At 40.6% G+C, this 22,372-nt stretch carries 27 protein-coding genes, 1 tRNA gene, 1 pseudogene and 2 other annotated features (1 of these 31 running past the window's edge); of the genes and pseudogenes, 9 read left to right on the top strand and 20 right to left on the bottom strand.

The annotated features are described in order from the left end of the window. Nucleotide 1 precedes the first annotated feature (1 nt). The 6 genes from prmA to MP387_RS02290 form a co-directional block, all read right to left on the bottom strand. The gene (prmA, locus tag MP387_RS02315; protein ID WP_217970964.1) at nucleotides 2-952 is read right to left on the bottom strand and encodes a 50S ribosomal protein L11 methyltransferase; all 951 of its coding nucleotides are present in this window, start codon (nucleotides 950-952) and stop codon (nucleotides 2-4) included. Continuing rightward, on the bottom strand, nucleotides 931-1,332 hold the full coding sequence (locus MP387_RS02310) for a hypothetical protein (RefSeq protein WP_096422641.1): 402 nt from the start codon (nucleotides 1,330-1,332) through the stop codon (nucleotides 931-933). Before MP387_RS02310 ends, prmA begins: the two co-directional genes overlap by 22 nt. Further along, entirely contained in the window at nucleotides 1,329-1,763 is a 435-nt protein-coding gene (locus MP387_RS02305) for an NUDIX hydrolase (protein WP_242747390.1), read from the bottom strand. The genes MP387_RS02310 and MP387_RS02305 overlap by 4 nt, the downstream gene beginning before the upstream one ends. Nucleotides 1,764-1,816: 53 nt before the next feature. Beyond that, nucleotides 1,817-2,356 carry a hypothetical protein gene (locus MP387_RS02300; protein ID WP_049537159.1) on the bottom strand — a complete coding sequence of 180 codons (540 nt, stop codon included), beginning with the start codon at nucleotides 2,354-2,356 and terminating at the stop codon, nucleotides 1,817-1,819. Between the two features lie 102 nt (nucleotides 2,357-2,458). Next, nucleotides 2,459-3,532 (bottom strand): site-2 protease family protein, encoded by a 1,074-nt coding sequence (locus tag MP387_RS02295; RefSeq protein WP_242747388.1) that lies wholly within the window; start codon nucleotides 3,530-3,532, stop codon nucleotides 2,459-2,461. Between the two features lie 18 nt (nucleotides 3,533-3,550). Beyond that, on the bottom strand, nucleotides 3,551-4,021 hold the full coding sequence (locus MP387_RS02290; RefSeq protein WP_000257129.1) for a DUF3013 family protein: 471 nt from the start codon (nucleotides 4,019-4,021) through the stop codon (nucleotides 3,551-3,553). A 115-nt stretch (nucleotides 4,022-4,136) separates the two neighbouring features. On the opposite strand from MP387_RS02290, the gene MP387_RS02285 reads away from it, so the two are divergent. From MP387_RS02285 to MP387_RS02275, 3 genes and pseudogenes are all read left to right on the top strand, one after another. After that, entirely contained in the window at nucleotides 4,137-5,408 is a 1,272-nt protein-coding gene (locus MP387_RS02285; protein WP_242747386.1) for a replication-associated recombination protein A, read from the top strand. 263 nt (nucleotides 5,409-5,671) lie between these two features. Then, nucleotides 5,672-5,744 (top strand) — tRNA-Lys (locus tag MP387_RS02280). A gap of 71 nt (nucleotides 5,745-5,815) precedes the next feature. Beyond that, nucleotides 5,816-6,252, top strand: a pseudogene (locus MP387_RS02275) (XRE family transcriptional regulator). Between the two features lie 248 nt (nucleotides 6,253-6,500). Here the strand turns inward: MP387_RS02275 and MP387_RS02270 are convergent. The 3 genes from MP387_RS02270 to MP387_RS02260 all read right to left on the bottom strand — a co-directional run bounded on the left by MP387_RS02270 (nucleotide 6,501) and on the right by MP387_RS02260 (nucleotide 9,283). Then, nucleotides 6,501-7,211 (bottom strand): hypothetical protein, encoded by a 711-nt coding sequence (locus tag MP387_RS02270; RefSeq protein ID WP_242747384.1) that lies wholly within the window; start codon nucleotides 7,209-7,211, stop codon nucleotides 6,501-6,503. A gap of 120 nt (nucleotides 7,212-7,331) precedes the next feature. Next, nucleotides 7,332-7,532: an immunity protein YezG family protein gene (locus tag MP387_RS02265; RefSeq protein ID WP_278192669.1), complete on the bottom strand. Its 201-nt coding sequence runs from the start codon at nucleotides 7,530-7,532 to the stop codon at nucleotides 7,332-7,334. Nucleotides 7,533-7,801: 269 nt separating this feature from the next. Further along, on the bottom strand, nucleotides 7,802-9,283 hold the full coding sequence (locus MP387_RS02260; RefSeq protein WP_242747379.1) for an AcpB/EbpR/MafR family transcriptional regulator: 1,482 nt from the start codon (nucleotides 9,281-9,283) through the stop codon (nucleotides 7,802-7,804). A 296-nt stretch (nucleotides 9,284-9,579) separates the two neighbouring features. Here MP387_RS02260 and MP387_RS02255 point away from each other — a divergent pair, with 296 nt between their 5' ends. The 5 genes from MP387_RS02255 to MP387_RS02235 all read left to right on the top strand — a co-directional run bounded on the left by MP387_RS02255 (nucleotide 9,580) and on the right by MP387_RS02235 (nucleotide 11,514). Continuing rightward, a complete protein-coding gene (locus tag MP387_RS02255) occupies nucleotides 9,580-9,816 on the top strand; it encodes a GlsB/YeaQ/YmgE family stress response membrane protein (protein WP_033630119.1) in 237 nt (78 codons plus the stop codon). 99 nt (nucleotides 9,817-9,915) lie between these two features. Further along, a complete protein-coding gene (amaP, locus tag MP387_RS02250; RefSeq protein ID WP_000045613.1) occupies nucleotides 9,916-10,479 on the top strand; it encodes an alkaline shock response membrane anchor protein AmaP in 564 nt (187 codons plus the stop codon). 11 nt (nucleotides 10,480-10,490) lie between these two features. Next, nucleotides 10,491-10,661 (top strand): DUF2273 domain-containing protein, encoded by a 171-nt coding sequence (locus MP387_RS02245; RefSeq protein WP_000454669.1) that lies wholly within the window; start codon nucleotides 10,491-10,493, stop codon nucleotides 10,659-10,661. Nucleotides 10,662-10,672: 11 nt separating this feature from the next. Continuing rightward, nucleotides 10,673-11,269 carry an Asp23/Gls24 family envelope stress response protein gene (locus tag MP387_RS02240; RefSeq protein ID WP_045594996.1) on the top strand — a complete coding sequence of 199 codons (597 nt, stop codon included), beginning with the start codon at nucleotides 10,673-10,675 and terminating at the stop codon, nucleotides 11,267-11,269. Between the two features lie 41 nt (nucleotides 11,270-11,310). Continuing rightward, nucleotides 11,311-11,514 (top strand): CsbD family protein, encoded by a 204-nt coding sequence (locus MP387_RS02235; protein ID WP_000102421.1) that lies wholly within the window; start codon nucleotides 11,311-11,313, stop codon nucleotides 11,512-11,514. Nucleotides 11,515-11,731: 217 nt separating this feature from the next. Here the strand turns inward: MP387_RS02235 and MP387_RS02230 are convergent, their stop codons facing one another. The 3 genes from MP387_RS02230 to MP387_RS02220 form a co-directional block, all read right to left on the bottom strand. Further along, nucleotides 11,732-12,253, bottom strand: a complete 522-nt coding sequence (locus MP387_RS02230; RefSeq protein ID WP_242747370.1) for a hypothetical protein — start codon at nucleotides 12,251-12,253, stop codon at nucleotides 11,732-11,734. 69 nt (nucleotides 12,254-12,322) lie between these two features. After that, nucleotides 12,323-12,847 (bottom strand): thiol-disulfide isomerase, encoded by a 525-nt coding sequence (locus MP387_RS02225; RefSeq protein WP_242747368.1) that lies wholly within the window; start codon nucleotides 12,845-12,847, stop codon nucleotides 12,323-12,325. A gap of 102 nt (nucleotides 12,848-12,949) precedes the next feature. Continuing rightward, nucleotides 12,950-13,405 (bottom strand): GNAT family N-acetyltransferase, encoded by a 456-nt coding sequence (locus MP387_RS02220; protein ID WP_242747366.1) that lies wholly within the window; start codon nucleotides 13,403-13,405, stop codon nucleotides 12,950-12,952. A gap of 69 nt (nucleotides 13,406-13,474) precedes the next feature. Between MP387_RS02220 and MP387_RS02215 the strand changes: the two genes are divergently transcribed. After that, the gene (locus MP387_RS02215) at nucleotides 13,475-14,134 is read left to right on the top strand and encodes a prepilin peptidase (RefSeq protein WP_242747364.1); all 660 of its coding nucleotides are present in this window, start codon (nucleotides 13,475-13,477) and stop codon (nucleotides 14,132-14,134) included. On the opposite strand, the gene trpA is transcribed toward MP387_RS02215, so the two are convergent. The 8 genes from trpA to trpB (MP387_RS02175) form a co-directional block, all read right to left on the bottom strand. Beyond that, entirely contained in the window at nucleotides 14,106-14,882 is a 777-nt protein-coding gene (gene trpA / locus MP387_RS02210) for a tryptophan synthase subunit alpha (protein WP_242747362.1), read from the bottom strand. The two genes, MP387_RS02215 and trpA, sit on opposite strands and share 29 nt — an antisense overlap. After that, nucleotides 14,875-16,098 carry a tryptophan synthase subunit beta gene (gene trpB / locus MP387_RS02205; protein ID WP_242747354.1) on the bottom strand — a complete coding sequence of 408 codons (1,224 nt, stop codon included), beginning with the start codon at nucleotides 16,096-16,098 and terminating at the stop codon, nucleotides 14,875-14,877. Before trpB (MP387_RS02205) ends, trpA begins: the two co-directional genes overlap by 8 nt. Beyond that, the gene (locus tag MP387_RS02200; protein ID WP_242747352.1) at nucleotides 16,076-16,675 is read right to left on the bottom strand and encodes a phosphoribosylanthranilate isomerase; all 600 of its coding nucleotides are present in this window, start codon (nucleotides 16,673-16,675) and stop codon (nucleotides 16,076-16,078) included. Before MP387_RS02200 ends, trpB (MP387_RS02205) begins: the two co-directional genes overlap by 23 nt. Beyond that, nucleotides 16,662-17,429, bottom strand: coding sequence for an indole-3-glycerol phosphate synthase TrpC (gene trpC, locus MP387_RS02195; protein ID WP_242747344.1), 768 nt, complete (start codon nucleotides 17,427-17,429; stop codon nucleotides 16,662-16,664). The genes MP387_RS02200 and trpC overlap by 14 nt, the downstream gene beginning before the upstream one ends. Beyond that, nucleotides 17,426-18,430, bottom strand: coding sequence for an anthranilate phosphoribosyltransferase (gene trpD / locus MP387_RS02190; protein WP_242747342.1), 1,005 nt, complete (start codon nucleotides 18,428-18,430; stop codon nucleotides 17,426-17,428). The genes trpC and trpD overlap by 4 nt, the downstream gene beginning before the upstream one ends. Nucleotides 18,431-18,440: 10 nt before the next feature. Further along, on the bottom strand, nucleotides 18,441-19,007 hold the full coding sequence (locus MP387_RS02185) for an aminodeoxychorismate/anthranilate synthase component II (RefSeq protein ID WP_242747340.1): 567 nt from the start codon (nucleotides 19,005-19,007) through the stop codon (nucleotides 18,441-18,443). Next, the gene (trpE, locus tag MP387_RS02180) at nucleotides 19,004-20,365 is read right to left on the bottom strand and encodes an anthranilate synthase component I (RefSeq protein ID WP_242747338.1); all 1,362 of its coding nucleotides are present in this window, start codon (nucleotides 20,363-20,365) and stop codon (nucleotides 19,004-19,006) included. Before trpE ends, MP387_RS02185 begins: the two co-directional genes overlap by 4 nt. Nucleotides 20,366-20,741: 376 nt before the next feature. Further along, nucleotides 20,742-20,967: a binding site (T-box leader), on the bottom strand. Then, the gene (gene trpB / locus MP387_RS02175) at nucleotides 20,964-22,142 is read right to left on the bottom strand and encodes a tryptophan synthase subunit beta (RefSeq protein WP_242747336.1); all 1,179 of its coding nucleotides are present in this window, start codon (nucleotides 22,140-22,142) and stop codon (nucleotides 20,964-20,966) included. (Overlaps the previous feature by 4 nt.) A 66-nt stretch (nucleotides 22,143-22,208) precedes the next feature. Further along, nucleotides 22,209-22,372: a binding site (T-box leader), on the bottom strand; it runs 62 nt beyond the window's last position.

Here is a 22,372-nt window from a genome sequence, read left to right as displayed (position 1 = left end):
GCTAGCCTCCAATCACACCAGAAATATCCTTGGTTTTCTTAAAGACACAGGCATTCCATTCCCCTTGAATCATATGGGTTTCAAGGAAAAATCCAGCTGACTCAGCTGACTCTCGCACCATGTCCCACTTGTCCTTGATAATGCCACTCATGATGAGGTAGCCTTCATCCTTGACCAAGCGATAAGCATCCTCTGTCAGATGAATGAGAATATCCGCCAAGATATTAGCCACGATGACATCTGCCTCAATCTCCACACCCTTAAGCAAATCTCCAGCAGCAACGTGGATGTTTTCCATGCCTGGATTAAGTTCAATATTTTCCTGAGCCACACGAACTGCCACATCATCCAGGTCATAGGCGAAAATTTCCTTAGCACCAAGTAGCGAGCTGGCAATAGAAAGGACACCTGAACCAGTCCCCACATCTAGCACCGTTTCGCCACCACGAAGAACCTGCTCCAAGGCAAAGAGGCTCATCTTGGTCGTTGGATGAGTACCCGTACCAAAGGCCATGCCTGGATCTAGCTTGATGATCTTTTCTCCCGCAGTCGCCTCGTAGTCCGTCCAAGACGGCACGATGGTCAAGTCATGAGTGATGCGAGCTGGCTCATAGTATTTCTTCCAGTTGTCAGCCCAGTCTTCCTCAGCCAAATCAGTCGTGCCCATCTTGACCTCTCCTAGATCCATAAAATCGGTCAATTCTGCTAGACGAGCCTGCAAATCCGCCTCAACCACTGCCACATCAACCGTATCAGGGTAGTAGGCTGTCACCACGATTTCTTCTTGCTGCTCGACTTCAGGGAATATTTCACCAAAACGGTCGACATTCCCCACATAGTCCATACTATCTTCAATCGCAACACCTTGCGCTCCTAGCTCAATCAAGAGATTAGAGACCAGCTCCTCCCCCTCACGCTTCACTGTAACTTTTAACTCTTGCCATGTTTCCATTTTGAATCTTCCTTATTTTTCTTAAATTCTTCAATCACATCTGTATAGTGTTCTTTCATTGCACTATGAATCTGCTGTTTAAAAATACCAAACGTAAGATAATAAACAAATAGAACAATTCCTTCAAACAGTATCAGAAACAAAAAATATTCTGAAAATGAAAGTGTTTGATTATTCTCACCTTGTAAAGACAGAACATACAGCAACCCCCAGATAAGGGCCATAGAAATCCCAGCTACTTTCGTACCACCTTCTCTCTGCTTCTTTAACTTTAAATATTCCAAATAGATGAATGTAGCTTCTTCTCTAGAATATTGTCCTGTTTTTAGTTTGCGTTTAACTTCCTTATTTAACGTCGTTGTTGCAATTGCAAAAATCATTTTACTTCCTCCAAATAATCCCTCACTCTATCCTGCAACTGGGGTACAACCTTATCTGAGCCAAGAAATTCCTCAATGCTCATCAACTTGTAGCCTTGCCCTTCATCACCAAAGACAATCTTGTCAAACTGTTCCTGATCCAATTTTCCAACTAGAAAGACGGATTCCTTCCCCTCAAAAAGCATACTTGGGTACACCTTACTCCAAAGCAGACAATCTTCAGTCAAATGTATCCCCAGTTCTTCAAAAACTTCGCGCGCTGCGCACTCAAAAGGACTTTCATCATCCTCACGGCCACCACCTGGTAACTCCCAGGTATTAGGGTATGGAATGTTTGATTTGTCATCACGTAAGATAGTTAAGAGCTTATCACCACAAAAGAGGGCAATTTTGCAACCTGTGAAATTCATTCTTTTATTCAATAATTCCATGATTAACTCTCTTCCTATGATAACAAACTGCTCTGTGCTAACATTCTACTTAGCTATTCTTGAATCAATTTTTGACAATCTAGATCCCAATATGCCTGCCATCTCCCCTGATTCTTACTAAAATAAACCGTAAACTCATCGTTTACATTATCTGCAACATAGCGAAGACTAGGTGGAGCCTCCTCGCAACTCAGTATCCATGGATGAAAATAAAAATATTTCTCTCGCCTCTCTCGACTATTGTTCAACTTTTTCTTGTTCTGAGGAATGGAGTTTTGAAACTCCCTTTCCAAACTGGACTGGATGGCATTATCAAAGTCGTTTAAAGAAGCTATCAACTGCTCAAACTGTTTCTCTTCACCAGTCTTAAAGTAAATCAAAAACTCAAATTCTCCAAAGCCTTCAGAAAACTCAAGTTCCATGATTTTTGCGCTCTCGTCATAAAGTCCCCCTTCATTAAAAAATCGGCGGCTTTCACACTTCAACACTCTCTCAAAATCTAAATTTTCAAATCGATTGCGTGGTAGAGAAATCCCATACTCTTGCGAGTTTGGGCTTATTTTCCTAAATAGCTGCTTGAATATATGAAACATTTTTCCCTCTTTTCTAGACTTCAAACCCTCTTCAGAAACACCAGTTAGATCCCCTTCTCATTTATATCAAGCAATCAAGCCGATTGAAACAAACCTAGCTTGTCAGCTTACAACAGAGTTTTCTTCATGGATTTCCTTCTCCAACTCCTCTAACCAGTTTTCATAGTAGCGTTTCTCATCTCGCAACATGCGACTAGTATTCATTTTCTGTCTAGCAATCTTCATAGCCTTGCGAGTTTGAGCCATGTCGTTCCTTACCTTAAATTGATACCAGGCTTGAATGCTCTGCATGTCTGCCATTTTTAGAGATAAGAAGGATTTAACTCCTCGATTACTTGCATATTCCTCTGCTTTCTCATGATCCCTTTCAAGCAAGGCTATTTGAAGAAGGTATAATTGAGAAAGAGTTTGAGACATTGGGTTATCTGTTTTATCTAATAAAGACTGAAAGTGTTTTTTGGCAGTCTCTATCTGACCATCGAATATGAAAACTAGTCCCTGAAAAATCTGAATGCTTTCTGCAAAACTCCCTCTTGCATCCTCATCAACAGGCACGATAAAGTCTTTCAAATCATATTCTTGAGGAGCTAGCAAGGTCTGGGCAGAATGCCTCAACACCGAGTAGGCGTATTTCGTATTTTCAGGTTGCTGTAGCAATTCCCAAATTTTCGCTCCATCGGTAATCCCAACTGGCTTTGCATTGATGAGAAGAAAAGATAGATTTAGACAAACCCAAGTAGCCGCAAAATACCAGTTAGCTGTCAAAATTCCATACAATATCGCCAAAAAAATCAAGACAAGATGAACTATCAAGCCTCCTGCAAGCATCAGGATGATTCTTTGATCACTTTCATCTTCTTTTGATCCAATATACTGAGCACCAACATTTTTCAGAACGGCTGTTCGACTCAGATGAAACTTGCCTAACTTTTTTGTCAAAAGAAAGTTTCCTAATCCAAAAGCCACCAGGCGATAGCCTGTCAGGTAACCGCAAAATGCATGACCTAGCTCATGAAGGATAAATATCAGATAAATACTGAGAAAAGTAAATAGATAGCCTGGAACAAAGACTAACGAGAAACCTAGCTCTTTGAAGGAAATCGTTCCAAAAGCAAATCCTAGCATCAAAAAAACAAAGGACAGACCAGAAATAAAAGACAAACCTATTTTCTTCATATACTTCCTCGCTAATTTCTAATACCTAGGATAAGGATAAAACTCCCCTTCTTCCAAACCCACCTTTCCTTCTTCAAAGACTTCTTGGTTCCATTCCATGACAAATTCTTCTGCTTCTGGGTCTTCCAAAAAGTCCATAAGGGCATCTAGTCCAACCTCAGCAGTGTCTTTGAGGAATAGCGCAAAATAAGCTAAAAATTCACGAGAAAATCCTTTTTTAGGTAGGTAAGGGATGACAGCCAAATAGTCTTCCTCATTGACGGTTGATTTGGCAGGATTGTAAAAGAGCACCGCTTCCTCAAATAGGATATCGTCCGATGACACCTCTCCGTCTTCATCCAGCATCTCCACACCTGTAGCATTTTGCGCTTCCAACAAAAAACTCACTTCAACCGCATGATTGCGCTTGTCCCAACTAATCTCAAAGTCAAAGGGAAAGTTCTTCTCCAATTCTTCCTCTAAAACATCTAAAAATCCGTATGTTGCCATTTTGTCCTCTTTCTATGCGACTCTTTAATCGCCCCGATTGCTCGGAAATATGCTAAAATAGATACTACCATCTTACCACATATACATCAGAAAATCCATGTTAGAAAGGACTGCTATGCCAGACAATCTCGCGCTTCGCATGCGCCCAAAAACCATTGACCAGGTCATCGGTCAGAAGCATCTAGTCGGACCTGGAAAAATTATCCGTCGCATGGTGGAAGCCAATCGTCTGTCCTCCATGATTCTCTACGGACCTCCAGGTATTGGAAAGACCAGTATTGCCTCTGCCATCGCTGGAACGACCAAGTATGCCTTTCGAACCTTTAATGCGACAGTGGATAGTAAAAAGCGACTCCAAGAAATCGCTGAAGAAGCTAAATTTTCAGGTGGATTGGTCCTACTACTGGACGAGATTCACCGACTAGATAAAACCAAGCAAGACTTTCTACTTCCCCTCTTGGAAAGTGGTCTGGTCATCATGATTGGCGCTACGACTGAAAATCCTTTCTTTTCTGTCACTCCTGCCATTCGTAGCCGTGTTCAAATTTTTGAGTTGGAACCTCTGTCTAACCAAGACGTCAAAGAGGCTCTTCAGATAGCTCTAAGTAACCCTGAGCGTGGTTTTGATTTTCCAGTTGAGCTAGATGAGGAGGCGCTGGATTTCATCGCAACTTCTACAAACGGAGATCTTCGCTCTGCCTTCAACTCACTTGACTTGGCTGTTCTTTCTACTCCCGAAAATGACAAGGGCATCCGCCATATCACTCTAGACATCATGGAAAATAGCCTGCAGCGGAGCTACATTACCATGGATAAGGATGGAGATGGACACTACGATGTCCTCTCAGCCCTGCAAAAGTCCATCCGTGGCTCTGATGTGGATGCTAGTCTCCACTATGCTGCCCGCTTGATTGAGGCTGGCGATTTGCCTAGTCTCGCTCGTCGCTTGACTGTTATCGCCTATGAAGATATCGGCTTGGCCAATCCTGAAGCCCAGATTCATACCGTGACTGCTCTAGATGCTGCTCAAAAGATTGGGTTCCCAGAAGCTCGCATCCTCATTGCCAATGTCGTGATTGATTTGGCCCTCTCTCCAAAATCCAACTCAGCCTATGTGGCTATGGACAAGGCTCTTGCTGACCTCAAAACATCGGGGCATTTGCCTATCCCTCGGCACCTGCGTGATGGTCATTACAGTGGAAGCAAGGAATTGGGCAATGCCCAAAACTATCTCTATCCGCACAACTATCCTGGAAACTGGGTCAAACAAGATTACTTACCCGAAAAAATACGTGATCATCACTACTTCTCACCAGAAGATAGTGGAAAATACGAACGGGCCTTAGCTCAACGCAAGGAAACCATTGATAAATTACGGGACTTGTGAAATCCTTTTCAAATAATTGCATTTTCCTCTTGATTTTTTTTGAAAAAGTGGTATCATATAAACATAGAAACGCTGTGGTGTACGACTTCACACTTAAGTGTTGACCGACTATTTTTTGTATTATTAGGGAAACAAAAGTCTTCTAACAGCATGTAGGCCGTCTCACACGGAAACAGCTTCAGTTAGAGCGAGTTGCCCACCTGCTTAATTGCGCGGGTTCAATACAAACCGTGAAGTTTCGGCACCAATACAGCTTTTTCTTTGCCTCCTTAGCTCAGTTGGTAGAGCAGTAGACTCTTAATCTATGGGTCGCAGGTTCGAGCCCTGCAGGGGGCATCTAGATACAACAGGAAAAGCTCTGGTTTCAGGGCTTTTTTGTGTCCTCCCTACTTTTATTCTATCAACGGATACTCAAGATATATTTGGTGTGTAAAAAATTCTTTTGCCCCTCTACGAAAAACAAAAAAGCTATCCTACCTTTGCAAATTTGGATAAGATAGCAGAATATTTTAATGCAACTCCAACCCAACTATTTGGAACTAGTAAAGAGATTAAATTAGAAAAGAGTGTTCTTGAATCGAATGAATACTCTGATAAAGTAAGTGAGATCTTAAAGGCTGTCAAATACATCGAACATTTCCTGCATACTGATGGACAGCACTTAGAGGATTTACTTTACCTAACAAGAGGTAACCAACTATACACAGAAGATGGAGGAGAGTTGTATATTGACCCAACTTCTCAGAAAAGAACATTTCATACCCAATATGAACCTGGTTTTATTGTAGCAAGAGATAAATCCCCACTAGAACTCTTAATTGAAAATAAGGACTTATTAGATTAATAGAAAGTAATCTTTTTAGAGTATCCTGACAAGAGAAACATATTGAAAAACCAATTCAAACCATAAATACTATAATAATGCAACATATTTTTCAAGATAAGATAGTATAAGTGCGTTTTTAAGATAATTTAAGTCTGTTATATATTTTTTTGAAATAACAAAAAATCCTTGATCTAAAAAATTAGAATCAAGGATTTTTGCAAGTACTATAATTAATTATTGATTATTTTTTAGTCTTTATAATTTCTTTAAGTCAACTCTTCATAATCAGGATGCTTCCTTATATAAATTGCTGCATAAACTGCATCTACCATGACCGCCGGCAAAGTCAAAGTCAATAAAATTCCCAATAAAACACCAAAAGCAATCTGAATATAACCGGTTAGGAGGGAGGGAATGATTGTTGCCCCAGCAAAAGCTATTGCAAAATTATTCCACCACGTTTTCTTTCTATCTCCTTCTTTTACTTGATTAAAGGTCCAGACTTTCCCCTGGTTCTTTGGAAGATAATACCAAGCATAGAGGCCACAAGCAAAGATAAAAAGGAACATCATCAATATTACATAAAATGGAGTGAGAGGTGATTGATATATCTCCTTAGCTCCGATAGGACTGCCGTCTGAAATAACCATTAATAAACCAATAAAATCTAAACCTATCACTAAACTTAACACTGTGAGGGCTATTAAATAATATGTTAAAGTCTTCCAGGCGTTTACCAAATAGGGAATAAAAGAAATGATAATACCCAATATATTCACAACACCGCAAAGCAAAGAAAGCCCTTTAAAGATACCTAGATTATCTTCATAACTTCCAACCAAATACATAAAACCGCTCAATGCCAAACCAATCCATGGATATAACTTAATATAACCTAAACTAACTTCATTTGTAATCAAAGGGCCGTGGTAGCGTTCTTCAATCACTGCTTTCTTTTTCTTTGAAGCTCTCGACATAAATATACCTACTTATCTGTTCTGAATGATATTTTAATACTAGTATACCACAAAACCCATGTACCAACTTTTATTAAATCACAAAAGAACGCCTAAAAGACAATCTTTGATCCAAGCAAACTATTTTTCATTCTGCTCTATTTTGAAGGTCTCCATTGCCTTGAACTGCTCTAGTTCTTTTTCATCTTGAGGTTCAAAACCAAGGTATTTATACTTAAAATATTTTAAAAGAGCACTTGATCCAAAGCCACTTTGATTCCATGGTGCATAGTCAAATTCAGCAGATAAGTTCATGCCAAGAACCTTTATGAGCCATTCGATTTTGCCCCACTTTTACCCCATTTTGAAATAATTAAATTGAAAATCACTCCAAATATATTCCGAAAAACACTTATATTCCAATATTTTTAATTACTTTCAAGATGATAAATCCTTCCAAATTCATGCAGGGGGCATCTAGATACAACAGGAAAAGCCTTGGTTTCAGGGCTTTTTTGCTTAGTTTTTTAGGATATTCTGAGTTTAGTATAGAGGAAATTCTTTTCTTATAAAACAAAAAACGCTATGTAGCGTTTTTTTGTTATTCTTAGTTACTCGTCTAGTCGAATAAACATCATTGCGTTAAGCAAAGAGATGAGAGCGACTGTATTGACATTATTGGAATAGATCAGTCTCTTATTTTCAATAGGAGGAATAATAAAATTAGAAATAATGATGTCGTAAGGTGATTCTTTTAGAGACTCAAGTGATAACTCTAATTCACTCCAGACCTCCAGTTCAAAATTGTTACTGCAATAGTAAGAAAGTGTCTCTGCTACTGATTTTGCATGATACTGATCAAAATTGCTCATAACCAAAACCTTTAATTTAGGTTGATTTTGTAAAAGGTTTAACACCAAGTGTTTGCTATGGGTGATAAAAGTATAGGTCAAATGATTGACCTTCATTGAACTACGATCCATATCCAAAGCCTCTAGATAGTGTTCAATCCCTTCCTTCACCTCTGAAACGAATCGAGGGAAAATATTTTGAAAGTTCTTGATTGTATTGCCTTTTTGATCAAATAAGATAAACTCTGTTGATAATTCCTGGCGATGCAGATGTGCCGTATTGTGCATATGCCAAATCAGATTGTCTCTATTGTCTACTTGGAGATTATACTCTCTTGATACCTGGTCTACTAGATCTCCCAATAACTGATACGATTTTTTTACATAGCTGTCTGTTTTTGCATGGTTGAGAAATACTTCTTCATCTATGAAAAACATTTTTTGAAAATAGGATACAAACAGTTGACCTATCACTTCTTTATTCAGTGAGATATGATATTCAGAATCAAAGCTCGCTACAATCTCGTCAATTCCTTCTGCCTGCATAAACGATTCCAACAATTGGTTGTTAAAAGAATTTTTCTCAACTTCCAAGAAATGACCAAACTTAATGCGGTATAAATTTGTTACGAGGAGTAACTTTAACATTCGTTGAGTGGCGAAATTGACTGGAAATGCAGTTTCTTTATAGACCAGTGCCAACAGCTTACACAAAGGTTCTACAGAAAAATCTTCAAAGGGCCATTCAAGGAAATAATATTTCTCTGAAAAATACTGGGCAAAAAAGTAACGGATATCGATTTCATTTCCAGTGATTCGAACTGGATTGAGGCTAATTTCAAAACGATATTGTTTCTTAATAATTTTATTAATATGACGGATGATACGGTAAAGAGAGGAAGAACTGATATAAAACTCTTTGCAAATACTATCAGTATCACATCCTTCATTAAAGAAGATAAATTCTAAAATTGAAAAGTGGGTTGAATGCTTAAAAAAATGATGATAGACCATCTCAATATCACTATCATCGGTATTAATGATACGGATGCCGTTTGTTGAGGAATGAAATATCAAGTCAGGAAAAGAAGACCTGACATGGGACAAGTCATCTTTTACAGAACGTTCTGTACAGTGCAATAATTCTGCTAGTTCTGAAATATGAAACCAGCGTTTGTTTTCAAATAGTAATTCTAATAATTCTAATTGTCTGTGACTTTTTTTCGATAATAAATCTCTCATGTATAACTTTTCTTTCTTTATAATAAACTAATTGATTGTCTTTCAATCTTCATGCAATTATACCATATAGAGTGTATTTATTCTCTTATAACGACTTTTGCTTGCGATGAAAAGACTCGCTTCATCACCTAGAACCTCAGTAGAATCAAATTTTTCTTATTTATCTGTATCTAAAGTACATATTTACAGTACGGATTTTAAGACGAACTATTATGTTTCCAAGTCGAGATAGTATATAATTAGTTCAGTCAAAGAAACAGATTCTTTGACTTAGAATTAGAAAAGGAGGATACACTATGTTGTGGTCCATTATTGTAGGAGGTCTTATTGGTCTCGCCGCAGGTGCAATCACTAAAAAAGGTGGTTCAATGGGATTGATTGCAAATATCTTTGCAGGTCTTATCGGTTCATCTGTAGGGCAATCACTTCTAGGAAGCTGGGGACCTTCATTGGCTGGAATGGCTATTATTCCGTCAATCGTAGGTGCAGTGATTGTTGTTGCAGTCGTTTCATTTCTATTTGGTAAAAAATAAGCATTACCTAATAGAACATTAAAAGTGATAAGCCATAATTTTGAATTCTTTAGACGGGTAAAATTATGGTTTAAAGCTTTTCATTTGAAAGGATTTAATATGTCAAAATCAAAGAAAATATTGCTACTTATTTTCTGTATTTTAATCTTGGCTATTTTCCTTCCTATTCTCATAGATTATCATCAGGTCAGTGATTTAGATATCCACTTATTCAGTTGGAGAGAACTCTACGCTGAATTTCTGATTGCTAGATATGTCTTTTGGGGGACACTTGTCCTATCTGTTTTAGTGTTAATTTCAATGTTAGTAATACTCTTCTATCCTAAACAGTATTTAGAGATTCAATTAGAGACTCAAGAAGATACATTAAAACTAAAAAATTCAGCTATCGAAGGCTTTGTTCGATGTTTGGTCATTGATCATCAGTTGATCAAAGAACCAACAGTCCATGTAAATAGCCGCAAAAATAAATGTTTCGTTTATGTTGAGGGCAAAATTCTTCCTTCGGACAACATCTCAAAACGATGTCTTGTCATTCAGAATGAAATAACTCATGGATTAAAGCAGTTCTTTGGTATTGAACGTGAGGTAAAACTTGAAGTTAAAGTGAAAGAATTTGAACCTCCAAAAACGACCAAAAAGACTGTTAGTCGTGTAAAGTAAGGAAGTAAAAAATGGAATGGTTTAAAAAATATCAGTATCCAATTATTGCAGGTCTAGTAGGTGTCATTCTCGCTTGCTTTATCTTATCCTTTGGCTTTTTCAAAACACTATTTGTACTAATTTGTGGAGCCCTAGGAGCATTTGCAGGATACTATGTTAAGGAAAAATATTTAAATAAATAAAGGAGTCTCGTATGTCAAACGTAGATAAAAATGTAGAAAAAAATGTAGAAAAAAAAGATGTTGCTGTTGTTTCTCAAAATGTTAAAGGGGAACTCACTTATGAAGACAAAGTAATCCAAAAAATCATTGGTCTTTCACTTGAAAAAGTACCTGGACTTTTGGATGTTGATGGAGGATTCTTCTCTAATCTAACAGAAAAAATTATCAATACTGATAATGTCACTCATGGTGTCAATGTTGAAGTTGGGAAAGAGCAAGTTGCAGTTGACTTGAACATTGTTGTTGAGTACCAAAAGAATGTCCCTGCTTTGTACAAAGAAATCAAAGATGTTGTCGTATCACAAGTTACAAAAATGACGGATCTAGAAGTTGTTGAAGTCAATGTGAATGTTGTTGATATCAAAACGAAGGAACAGCATGAAGCAGATTCAGTTAGCCTCCAAGACCGAGTAACTGACGTGGCTTCTTCAACAGGAGAATTTGCTTCAGAACAATTTGAAAAAGTGAAATCTGGTATCGGTTCAGGTGTTGCTGCTGTTCAAGAAAAAGTAGGCGAAGGTGTTGAAGCCGTTAAAGGCGAAACAAAGGAAAATGCTCGCGTACACTAATTTATCTTGTCAAAATCAATCAATTTAAAGGAGGCAGAATCATGTCAACAGAAGAAAAATTAAATCAAGCAAAAGGTTCCATTAAAGAAGGTGTCGGCAAAATGATCGGCGATGAAAAAATGGAAAAAGAAGGAACAGCTGAAAAAGTTGTTTCTAAAGTAAAAGAAGTTGCTGAAGATGCTAAAGACGCTGTCGAAGGCGCTATTGAAGGTGTGAAAAACATGCTTCACAAAGATGAAAAATAAGGCTAAACGTTAATTGACCTTTTCATTATAGTAGTCAAAAAGAGGACCGTAAATGTCCTCTTTTTTTGTAGATCGGATTCTAAACATGCTTCCCATTTTTCGTTAAAAGAGATTCTTAATAGGAAAGGCTCTGGTTTCAGGGCTTTTTTGCTTACTTAAAATAATATCTCCCTTTTAAAGAAAGAAAATTTAAAAGCTTGCACACTACTAGACTGGCTTATTTATCCACCACCTGAGCCTCAAATTGGGCTGGCTGGGTGTCTACATTGGTAATAGTTATCGTGTAGGGTTTGTTATTGGTGGCATCAAATACTTTTTCACCTTGGTAACTCACAACAACTCCATCTTTTTCTAAATAAATATCTGCTTGCTTGTTTGGAAGTTCTTCATCCTCCTCGTCCAAACCATGGCTTTTTATAATTTTTTGTTCCTCTACTCCATAATATACATCACCATTTCTCTCACTCCAAACACCAGAGCCAGTTAGTTTAATTTTACTTGAATCATTTTTCTTCAAGATGAAGATTGAATAGTATTCCAAATCTTGTGTTCTGGGATTTACTCTTAAGTTGACGGATTGACCTGGTTGAAGAGTGTATTTGCCATAGTTCAAAACGGAAAAGACAAACCAAACTAGTAGCAAACTATACAAGACTCCTATAATCATTCGTGAGCGCCTACTCTTAAACAAACGTAAAAGTAACACAAAAGAGACAATAAAGAGCAATTCTGTAAACATTCTTTTCTCCTTTTCTTATCGTCGTTGTCAGCCTCAGCAGAGTCTCGCATCCATTTCTCACTAGTAACATCAACCATACAAAGTCTGATACATCTTATCTAGAAAAGCTTTCAACTCTTTTCGAACAATCTTTAACAGGCGTTCTTCTTCGACTTGAGAGATGTTCACATCTTCTTTTTTTTGATTACTAATATAAGAATAGTAACTACGTTTTAGAGTAAATTGATGATCTAAAATATAGTAGGCATTTATTTTTTCCTCCTTTACCATTGTTGCAAATAAAACAGAAACTTCATCCCTGCCAGGATTCAACATTTTCAGATCGATGTCTCCTTTTATCCCTATGGAGTCAATTCCTCCATCCAAGCGAATGGCACCGTCGGGAGGAACGACATAGCCTGCTTTACGAATGTCAGACGCATATTTTCCTGACGCCGTTAAATGTTTTAAGACGGCTATAGTGTCCTGTTCTTCAAAGGAGGTTTTTAATTGGAGGCGTTCTTGGTGGCTTTGATACTGAGAATAAAGAGTGATACCAACAACTAAGGCAAGTACAGAAGCGAGCAAGATTCGTATTTTTCTAGGTCTCGACATGTTTATCTCCTCTATCTAAGAAATCATAGAAGGCTTGTTTCCAACTTTGAAAGGTAACTGCCTTATCCTTGGATATCCTTGGGACTCTAACTCAAGTGACTGCTATCTCCCCTTTTTCATGATGTATTTTCGTATAGGTGTTTCAACCATTTGAACGATTTCAAATCCTTCTTTTTGGTAAAGATTGTAAGCTGTGTGATTTGCCTCGTAGACATTTAGAGAAATAGTATCTATGTCTTCATTTTCAAAGGCCAAACTAACAAATTTCCTTAAAGCCTGGCTACCTAAGCCTTGCCCCTGTTTCTGGGGGTTGATAAAAAATCTCCCGATATGAAGATTCCTGTCTTCTAGCCTGATTTTCTGGATAAGCCCCACAAACTCTTGTCCATCAAAGATTGAAAAGATTCCTTCCAAATCTTGCAAGATTTGAATTGTTAAGGGAAAAGGAATCATTGTTCCCATCCATTGTTCTTGAAAGGATTTGCCAAGGGAGTTAGACCATTGGCATACGAGCTGAGCATTTTCTGTGCTCATATTTTCTTCAAAACGAATCATCATCTTGGCCTCACCATCTTATCAATATTTCTTTATTATACTACTTCTCTTATTTTTTACGAATAGATAAGTATGATTGATCTTTATTTTTTTCTTGTTGGGAGCATTCTCGCTTCTTTCTTGGGTTTGGTCATTGACCGATTCCCTGAGCAATCCATTATTCGACCAGCTAGCCACTGCGATTCCTGTCAGACTCGCTTGCGTCCCTTAGATTTGATTCCGATTATCTCTCAAGTAATTGGTCGCTTTCGCTGTCGCTACTGCAAGGCTCGCTATCCATTCTGGTATGCCCTCTTTGAACTCGGCTTAGGAATCCTCTTTCTAGCTTGGTCTTGGGGCTGGCTTTCCTTAGGTCAAATCATCCTCATCACTGCTGGCTCAACCTTGGGCATCTACGACTTTCGCCATCAGGAATATCCCTTAATGGTTTGGCTAACTTTCCACCTAATCCTCATGGCTTTCTGTGGCTGGAATCTGGTTATGATTTTCTTCCTTGTCCTCGGAATCATGGCCCATTTTATCGATATTCGCATGGGCGCAGGGGATTTTCTCTTTCTGGCTTCTTGTGCTCTCATCTTTAGCGCGACAGAATTACTGATTTTGATCCAGTTCGCTTCTGCGACGGGGATCCTAGCTTTTCTCCTGCAAAAGAAAAAGGAAAGACTTCCTTTCGTGCCTTTCCTCTTACTTGCTGCTTGTTTGATTATTTTTGGTAACCTACTGCTTGTTTGATAAAGTCCTCAATCGGCTCTCCTTGGTGGAGAGCTTTTACAATTTTTGAACCGACGATAACGCCATCTGACACCGCATTGAATCGTTCTACATCAGCCTGGCTAGACACACCGAAGCCTGTCAATACTGGGATGTCAGCTACTTGATGCAATTGCGCCAAGTGCTTGTCCAAGTCTGCACGGTAATTTCCTGATTTCCCTGTCACCCCATTGATGGCAACTGCATAGACAAATCCCTCAGCTCCCTTGATCAACTCTTTTTGGCGCTCAAGTCCTGTGGTCAAACTAACTAGGGGAATCAAGGCGATATCTGTGTCTACCAAAAATGGCTCCACAAAGTTGGCATGCTCATAAGGCAGGTCTGGGATAATCAAGCCCTTAACTGCTGTATCTGAAAGATCTTTGACAAATTTCTCCACACCGTACTGAAAGAGGGGGTTGAAGTAGGTCATGATGACCAGCGGAACCTCAGTCTGAATGGTTTTCAAGGTTTCAACCAAAGCCTGGGTAGAGGTCCCGTGGGCTAAACTGCGCAAGCCTGCTTCTTCGATCACAGGTCCATCTGCAACAGGGTCTGAAAAGGGAATACCCACTTCAATAGCTGAAACACCCAAATCTTCTAAAAAGTGGATTGTTTCACCGAGACCTTCCAAACCTTTTTCATGGTCTCCAGCCATGATATAGGGAACGAAAATTCCTTTTCCTGCTGCTTTGATAGCATTCAATTTTTCTGTTAGTGTCTTAGGCATGGGCTTCTCCCTTCTTTGCTGCATCTGCTTCCAAGCGGTCTTTGACTTGGACCACATCCTTGTCCCCACGACCTGATAGACAGACAATCATGGATTTGTCTGGACCGAGTTCTTTGGCCAATTTCACTGCAAAAGCGATAGCATGGCTAGATTCCAAGGCTGGGATAATCCCTTCCACACGAGACAAGAGTTGGAATCCTTCCAAGGCTTCTTCGTCTGTCACAGGAACATAGCTGGCACGTTTAATATCGTGGTAGTGAGAATGTTCTGGACCGATACCAGGATAGTCCAAACCTGCTGAGATAGAGAAGGCTTCAAGAATTTGACCATGAGCATCTTGAAGCACATCCATAAGAGAACCATGGAGGACACCTGGACGTCCCTTTGTCAAGGTCGCTGCGTGATGCTCTGTATCCACACCAAGTCCTGCCGCCTCAGCCCCATACATGGCTACTGACTCATCTTCTACAAATGGATGGAAGAGACCGATAGCATTAGAACCACCACCAACACAAGCTACTAGGGCATCTGGTAAGTCTTGTCCTGTCAAATCACGGTACTGTTGTTTAGCCTCCTTACCGATGACACTTTGGAAGTCACGAACGATTTCTGGGAAAGGATGAGGTCCCAAGGCAGAACCAAGGATATAGTGGGTATCGTCGATATTTGCCACCCATGAACGGAGGGCTGCATTGACCGCATCCTTGAGCACGCGCGAACCATCTGTCACGGCCTCGACCTTGGCTCCCAAGAGCTCCATACGGAAGACATTGAGTGCTTGGCGTTTGACATCTTCCTCACCCATGTAGATGGTGCATTCCATATTAAAGAGGGCTGCAGCTGTTGCAGTTGCTACACCGTGCTGACCGGCACCAGTTTCAGCGATAATTTTCTTTTTGCCCATGCGTTTAGCGAGAAGAACTTGTCCCAAGGCATTGTTAATCTTGTGGGCCCCTGTATGGTTGAGATCTTCCCGTTTGAGATAAATCTTGGCTCCGCCGATATGCTGGGTCAAGTTTTTTGCGTAGTAAAGAGGAGTTTCACGTCCTACGTACTGACGTAAGAGTTGGTTTAATTCCTCTTGGAAACTTGGGTCTGCCTGACTCTCACGGTAAGCCTTCTCCAACTCCAAAACTGCTGTCATCAGTGTTTCTGGGACGAAACGTCCGCCGAATTTTCCGTAAAATCCATCTTTATTTGGTTCTTGATATGCCATTCTTTACCCTCTCTATAAATCTTCTAATCTTTTCATGATCTTTCTGTCCATCTGTCTCCACTCCGCTCGATACATCTACTGCATAGGGAGTAAAGTGTTGAATTGCTTTTGCTACATTGTCTTCCTTAAGCCCACCTGCGATAAAGAAGGGCTGAGCAAGTCTTGCCGTATCTAGTTGACCCCAGTCAAAGGTCTGACCACTCCCTGCCACAGGCGCATCAAAGAGTAGATAATCTGCCCGAGAATGAGGCACATGACCATTTCCATCCACCTGCACAGCCTGAATGCTGGCACAAGGCAAATCCTCAAACAAATCATCTGCTACCTGACCATGAACTTGAACCAAGTCCAAGCCAACTTTTTCAATCGCTTCTAGCAGTTCTGCCCGACTTGGTGAAACAAATACGCCAACCTTTTTTACACCTGCAGGAATGAGCTTTGCCAGCTCTGTAGCCTCTTCCAAGGTCACCTGTCTTTTACTAGGTGCAAAGACAAAACCAATATAGTCTGCCCCTGCTGATACGGCTATCTCCACCGCTTCTTTGGTCGACAGTCCACAAATCTTAACCTTTGTCAATTTGCAACTCCTTGATTCTCTGGGCTACATCTTCTGCCTGCATGAGAGCTGTTCCTACCAAAATTCCGTTAAAATATGGTGCTACTCGTTCCGCATCCTGCCCTGTGAAAATAGCAGATTCAGAAATGTAATAGCGATCTTCCTCAAAGTGCTGGGCCAAGTCTACACTGGTCTGCAAATCGACTTCAAAGGTGGTCAAGTTGCGGTTGTTAACCCCAATAATCTCAGCACCCAGCCTGTGGGCCACTTCTAGTTCAGCTAGATTGTGAGTCTCCACCAAGACTTCCAAACCAAGCTCTGTCGCGTAGTCATACAGTTCCTTGAGGCGTTCTTCTGACAAGGCCGCGACGATGAGCAAGATAACTGTCGCGCCGGCATTGCGAGCACGGATGATTTGCTTTTCATCGATGATAAAGTCCTTGTTGAGCGTTGGAATGTTTACCTGACTGGAGATCTCACGTAAATAATCCAATTGCCCTTTAAAGAAAACTTCATCTGTCAAAACCGAAATCATCACTGCTCCATTTGCTTCATAAGTCTGGGCCTGTTGCACAATATCCACATCGAGATTGATATCTCCCAAACTAGGGCTAGCCTTCTTGACCTCAGCGATTACCTGCAAACGGTCCTGGTGATTCTTCAAAAATTCTGCCAAGCGATAGGTCTGGCGCAAGGGCTGGACTTGCTCCAGCTCCATTTGCTCGACTTCACGCGTCTTCTGTTCTAAGATTCGTGCTAAAAATTCCTGACTCATTTTTGGTACTCCTGTAACAGTCTGAGTTTTTCAAGGGCCTTACCACTAGCAATCACTTGACGAGCCAAGGCTACTCCTTCCTTGATACTAGCTACCTTACCATTGGCATAGAAACCAAGACCAGCATTTAAAACTGTCGTTTCCAAGAATGGACTTGGTTCGTTTTGAAGAACGCTAAGCAAAATTTCTGCATTTTCCTGAGCATTCCCTCCACGAATATCTTCGATAGCGTAGCGCTCCATCCCCAAATCCTCTGGAGTGAAGCTGGATAAGGTGATTTCGCCATTTTCAAGAAGAGCAATCTTGGTTGTTCCGTTCAAGCCAGCTTCATCAAGACCTTCTGGTCCAGCAACCACAATGGCACGCTTACGACCCATATTTTTCAAAACCTGAGCTGTACTTTCTAAAAGTTCTGGACGACTAATACCAAGAAGCTGTGTTTCCAAGGCCATTGGATGAATCAAGGGACCAGTCAAGTTCATAATTGTTGGAATTCCCAACTCCAAACGAGCTGGCATGATGTACTTCATAGCTGGGTGCATATTTTTAGCAAAGAGAAAGACGATTCCAGTTTTATCAAAGACCTTACCTAGTTCAGCTGGTTTGAGGTCAAGATTGATGCCCAATGCTTGAAGGACGTCTGCAGAACCCGATTTAGAAGAAATCGAGCGGTTGCCATGCTTGGCCATATGAATGCCGCCACCAGCCAAGACAAAGGCTGCAGTTGTTGAGATGTTAAAGCTGAAGGACTTGTCCCCACCAGTACCACAGTTATCCATAGCATCATGAATTTCAGTTGGAATATGTTGAGCATGCCCTCTCATGACTTGTGCAATGGCTGTGCGTTCTTCCGGTGTTTCCCCCTTCATCTTAAGGGCCAAGAGGATAGAAGCAATCTGCGCTTCGGTTACACGTCCAGTAACGATACGCTCGATGACATCCGTCATTTCCACACCTGATAAATTTTCAAATTTTGCTAGTTTTTCAATAATCTCTTTCATCCTAGTTTCCTCACTTTACAACCTTCTCGATAAAATTTCGAATAGAAGACAAGCCATCTGGCGTTCCGATACTTTCTGGATGGTACTGGAATCCATAAATCGGCAGGGTTTTGTGTTGAATTCCCATAATGGCCTGGTCATCAGTCGAACGAGCTGTCACTTCAAAGCATTCTGGCATTTCTTCAATTAAAATGCTGTGATAGCGCATGACTGGACGACCATCCTCAATGCCTTGATAGAGAACAGATGGCGCTTCAAAGCTGATATGGCTCTGTTTCCCATGCATGACTTTTGGAGCCAAACCTAACTTCCCACCAAAGACTTCTGCGATAGCTTGGTGACCCAAACAAATCCCTAGAATTGGCTTCTTACCTGCAAAATCACGAATCATGTCTTCCATCTTTCCGGCATCCACTGGCCAACCAGGACCGGGAGAAAAGACCAGTCCATCTGCTTTTTCAGCTTCTTCATACAGCTTGGGATCATCATTTCTCAAGACCTGCACTTCTGCAAAATTCCCAATGTATTGATCCAAGTTATAAGTAAAAGAATCATAGTTGTCAATCAATAAAATCATGGTCTTAGTTCTCCAATTCTAGTCATAGATTTAGCCTTGTTAATGGTTTCTTGGTATTCATTTTGGGCAATAGAGTCATAGACAATCCCTGCCCCAGCCTGCACATAGGCTGTTTGATTTTTGAGAATCATGGTTCGGATGGCAATGGCGAAATCCATATCACCCGTCGCAGACAAGTAGCCGATTGCTCCTGCGTATACGCCTCGTTTTTCCGTCTCCAGTTCATAGATGCGTCTCATGGCCCGAATCTTTGGTGCTCCTGAAACTGTTCCAGCTGGAAGTGTAGCTTTCAAAGCATCCATGGCAGTGAGGTCTGGAAGCAAACGTCCCTTGACCACGCTGGTCAAATGCATGACATAGCGGAAAAGCTCCACTTCCATATACTTGGTGACTTGAACACTGGCTGTTTCAGAGATACGACCAATATCATTACGTCCCAAGTCTACTAACATTCGATGTTCTGCTGTTTCCTTCTCATCAGACAGGAGGTCTGTCGCCAATGCCTTGTCCTCTTCATCCGTAGCCCCTCTTGGTCGCGTACCTGCAATCGGATTGGTAGTTACAATGCCATTTTTGACAGAAACCAAACTTTCTGGACTAGCACCGATAATTTGATAATCCCCAAAATCATAGAAATAGAGGTAATTAGATGGGTTGGTCACGCGGAGATTTCTATAGAAGTCAAATGGATTTCCAGTAACTTCTGCTGAGAAGCGCTGACTGAGTACGCATTGGAACATATCACCATTACGAATCAAGTCGCGAGCTGTTTCGACCATTTGCTCAAACTTCTGAGGAGCGATATGTGGTTTAAAGTTCAGCGGAGATAGATCCAAATCTTCAAATTCATTTGGAGCAGGAATGCGTAATTCCTCAAGCACTTGGTTCAAGGCTTTTTCCAAATCTTCTTGACTGCGATCGCTGTAAAGAGCATCCTCAATGACATGGATTTTTTCCTTCTTGTGGTCAAAGACCATATAACTCTCATAGACAAAGAAATGCATGTCTGGCGTCCCAATGGTATCCTCAGGGATTTGACCAATTTCTTCATGGAGCGAAATCATATCGTAACCAACAAAGCCAATAGCTCCCCCACCAAAAGGTAGGTCTGAATGGTGGTGGCTCTTATGAGTCACTTCATAAAGGAAATCCAAAGGATCCCGATCAATCACTTGACCATTTTGATAAAGGACTCCATTTTCAAACTGAATCTCAAAAACAGGATTATAAGCTAGGATAGAAAAACGAGCGGTTTCCTTGTCTCTCGGAATACTTTCTAAGATCACCTTGTGTTGTCCCTTTAGGCGCATGTAAGCCAAGATTGGTGATAAGACATCTCCATGAATGATTCGTTCCATTGTAATTTCCCTTTCAGTTCCTTATTTTTAATTTTTTATCTTTTTCTATTTCCCTTAAATAGTGCGGACGGGAGGTAAAATTATCCAGTGGATGATTTTAGAAATCCATGAAATAAAAGACCTAATTTTTGAGCTCCTCGCTCATTCATTTCTAGGCTCAGGCTAAAATAGTTCCCCAAACTATTTTACTCTCAAAAATTCCGTCCTAGAGAAGCATCTTTGCTTCTCTAGGATACCACTATGGCGGGAAATAGTGGTTTAATGCTCACTTCGTTCGCAAATATTTTATAGAAATCTATCTAGTGATGAAGCATAATTAAAAACTGATAGCCATATCTACGATAAATATATAAAAATCCCCACGCAAAATAACTTACGTGAGGACGAAATTCGCGGTGCCACCTCAATTATAGGATTTCTCCTATCTCTCATTCCTGTCTCAGAACTTTCCTGTAACAGGCTGTGCGATAAAGGGCACTCCCTTGAGAATTATGTTTTCTTCTCTCGTTTCAGATGGACCCAACCTTACAGCTTTCTCTGCTTGTTTCCAGCAACCACAAGCTCTCTGGGAAAGAAAGTACTGTAATTTTTCCATCTTTTATTTTTTAGCTTCTAGGTAGTCTGCAATCGCAGCTACGTCCTTGTCTCCACGACCAGAGACATTGATGATGATAAGCTCATCTTTACTTAGTTTCGGTGCGCGTTTAACCGCTTCTGCGATGGCGTGCGAACTTTCAATCGCTGGGATAATCCCTTCAGTCTTGCTTAGAAGGAGCAAGGCTTGAACAGCTTCTTCATCTGTCGCTGCTACGTATTCCACGCGACCTGAATCTTTGAAGTAGGCGTGTTCTGGGCCAACCCCTGGATAATCCAATCCAGCTGAGATAGAGTAAACTGGCGCCAGCTCTCCATCTTCCTTAAAGACTGCATAGGTCTTCATACCATCGACAATTCCGACACTACCTTTTGTCATAGTGGCTGCGTGCTTGTCTGTGTCCAGTCCGTGACCGGCAGCTTCGACCCCAACCAATTTGACTTCTTCATCAGCCACATACTGTGAAAAAGCACCGATAGCATTAGAACCACCACCTACACAGGCAATGACGTAGTCTGGTAAACGGCCTTCTTTTTCTAAGATTTGACGGCGAGATTCTTCACTGATGACTTTTTGGAATTCATGAACAATAGTTGGATAAGGGTGAGGTCCCACAGCAGAACCTAAAACGTAGAAGGCTTCAAGGTCATTCATCCATGCTCCAAAGGCTGCATCGACCGCATCCTTAAGAGTTCGTGTTCCTGTTTCAACTGCATGAACAGTTGCTCCCATCATCTCCATACGGAAAACATTGAGACGTTGACGCTCAACATCCTCTGCCCCCATATAGACATCACAGGCCATACCAAACTTGGCTGCAGCAGCTGCAGTCGCAACACCGTGCTGACCAGCTCCTGTTTCTGCGATCACTCGTTTTTTGCCCATACGTTTGGCAAGAAGGATTTGTCCTAAAACGTTGTTGAGCTTGTGAGAACCAAGGTGATTAAGGTCTTCGCGCTTGAGATAAATCTTAGCTCCACCTAGGTGGTCTGTCAAACTTTCCGCAAAATAAAGCGGTGTTTCGCGACCAGAATAATCCTTCAAGTAATGGCGAAATTCTGCCAAAAATTCTGAATCATCCTTGTATTTATCAAATGTCACTTCCAACTCATCCAACAAAGCCTGAATCGGCTCCGGTACAAAACTACCACCAAATTGTCCAAAATAACCTTTAGTTGTCATAAAATTTTTCCTCTTTCAGTATTGATTTCAAGATATGAAAAAAGCCCACACACAGATTGGATTCTGTGTGAGGGCGTTGGTAACGCGGTGCCACCTCAATTATAAAGGGACTATTCCCCTTTACATCTCTGCCTTGTCTAACAACAAGTTGCACTGTAAGGTGTGCGCACCGAATTTTCATTGTTTCAAATTCATTTTTTAAATCAGCCCACTTTCACTACTTCCAACCA

The organism is Streptococcus oralis (assembly GCF_022749195.1).
Taxonomy (GTDB): domain Bacteria; phylum Bacillota; class Bacilli; order Lactobacillales; family Streptococcaceae; genus Streptococcus; species Streptococcus oralis_CI.
This window is presented reverse-complemented; position numbering and strand designations above follow the sequence as displayed.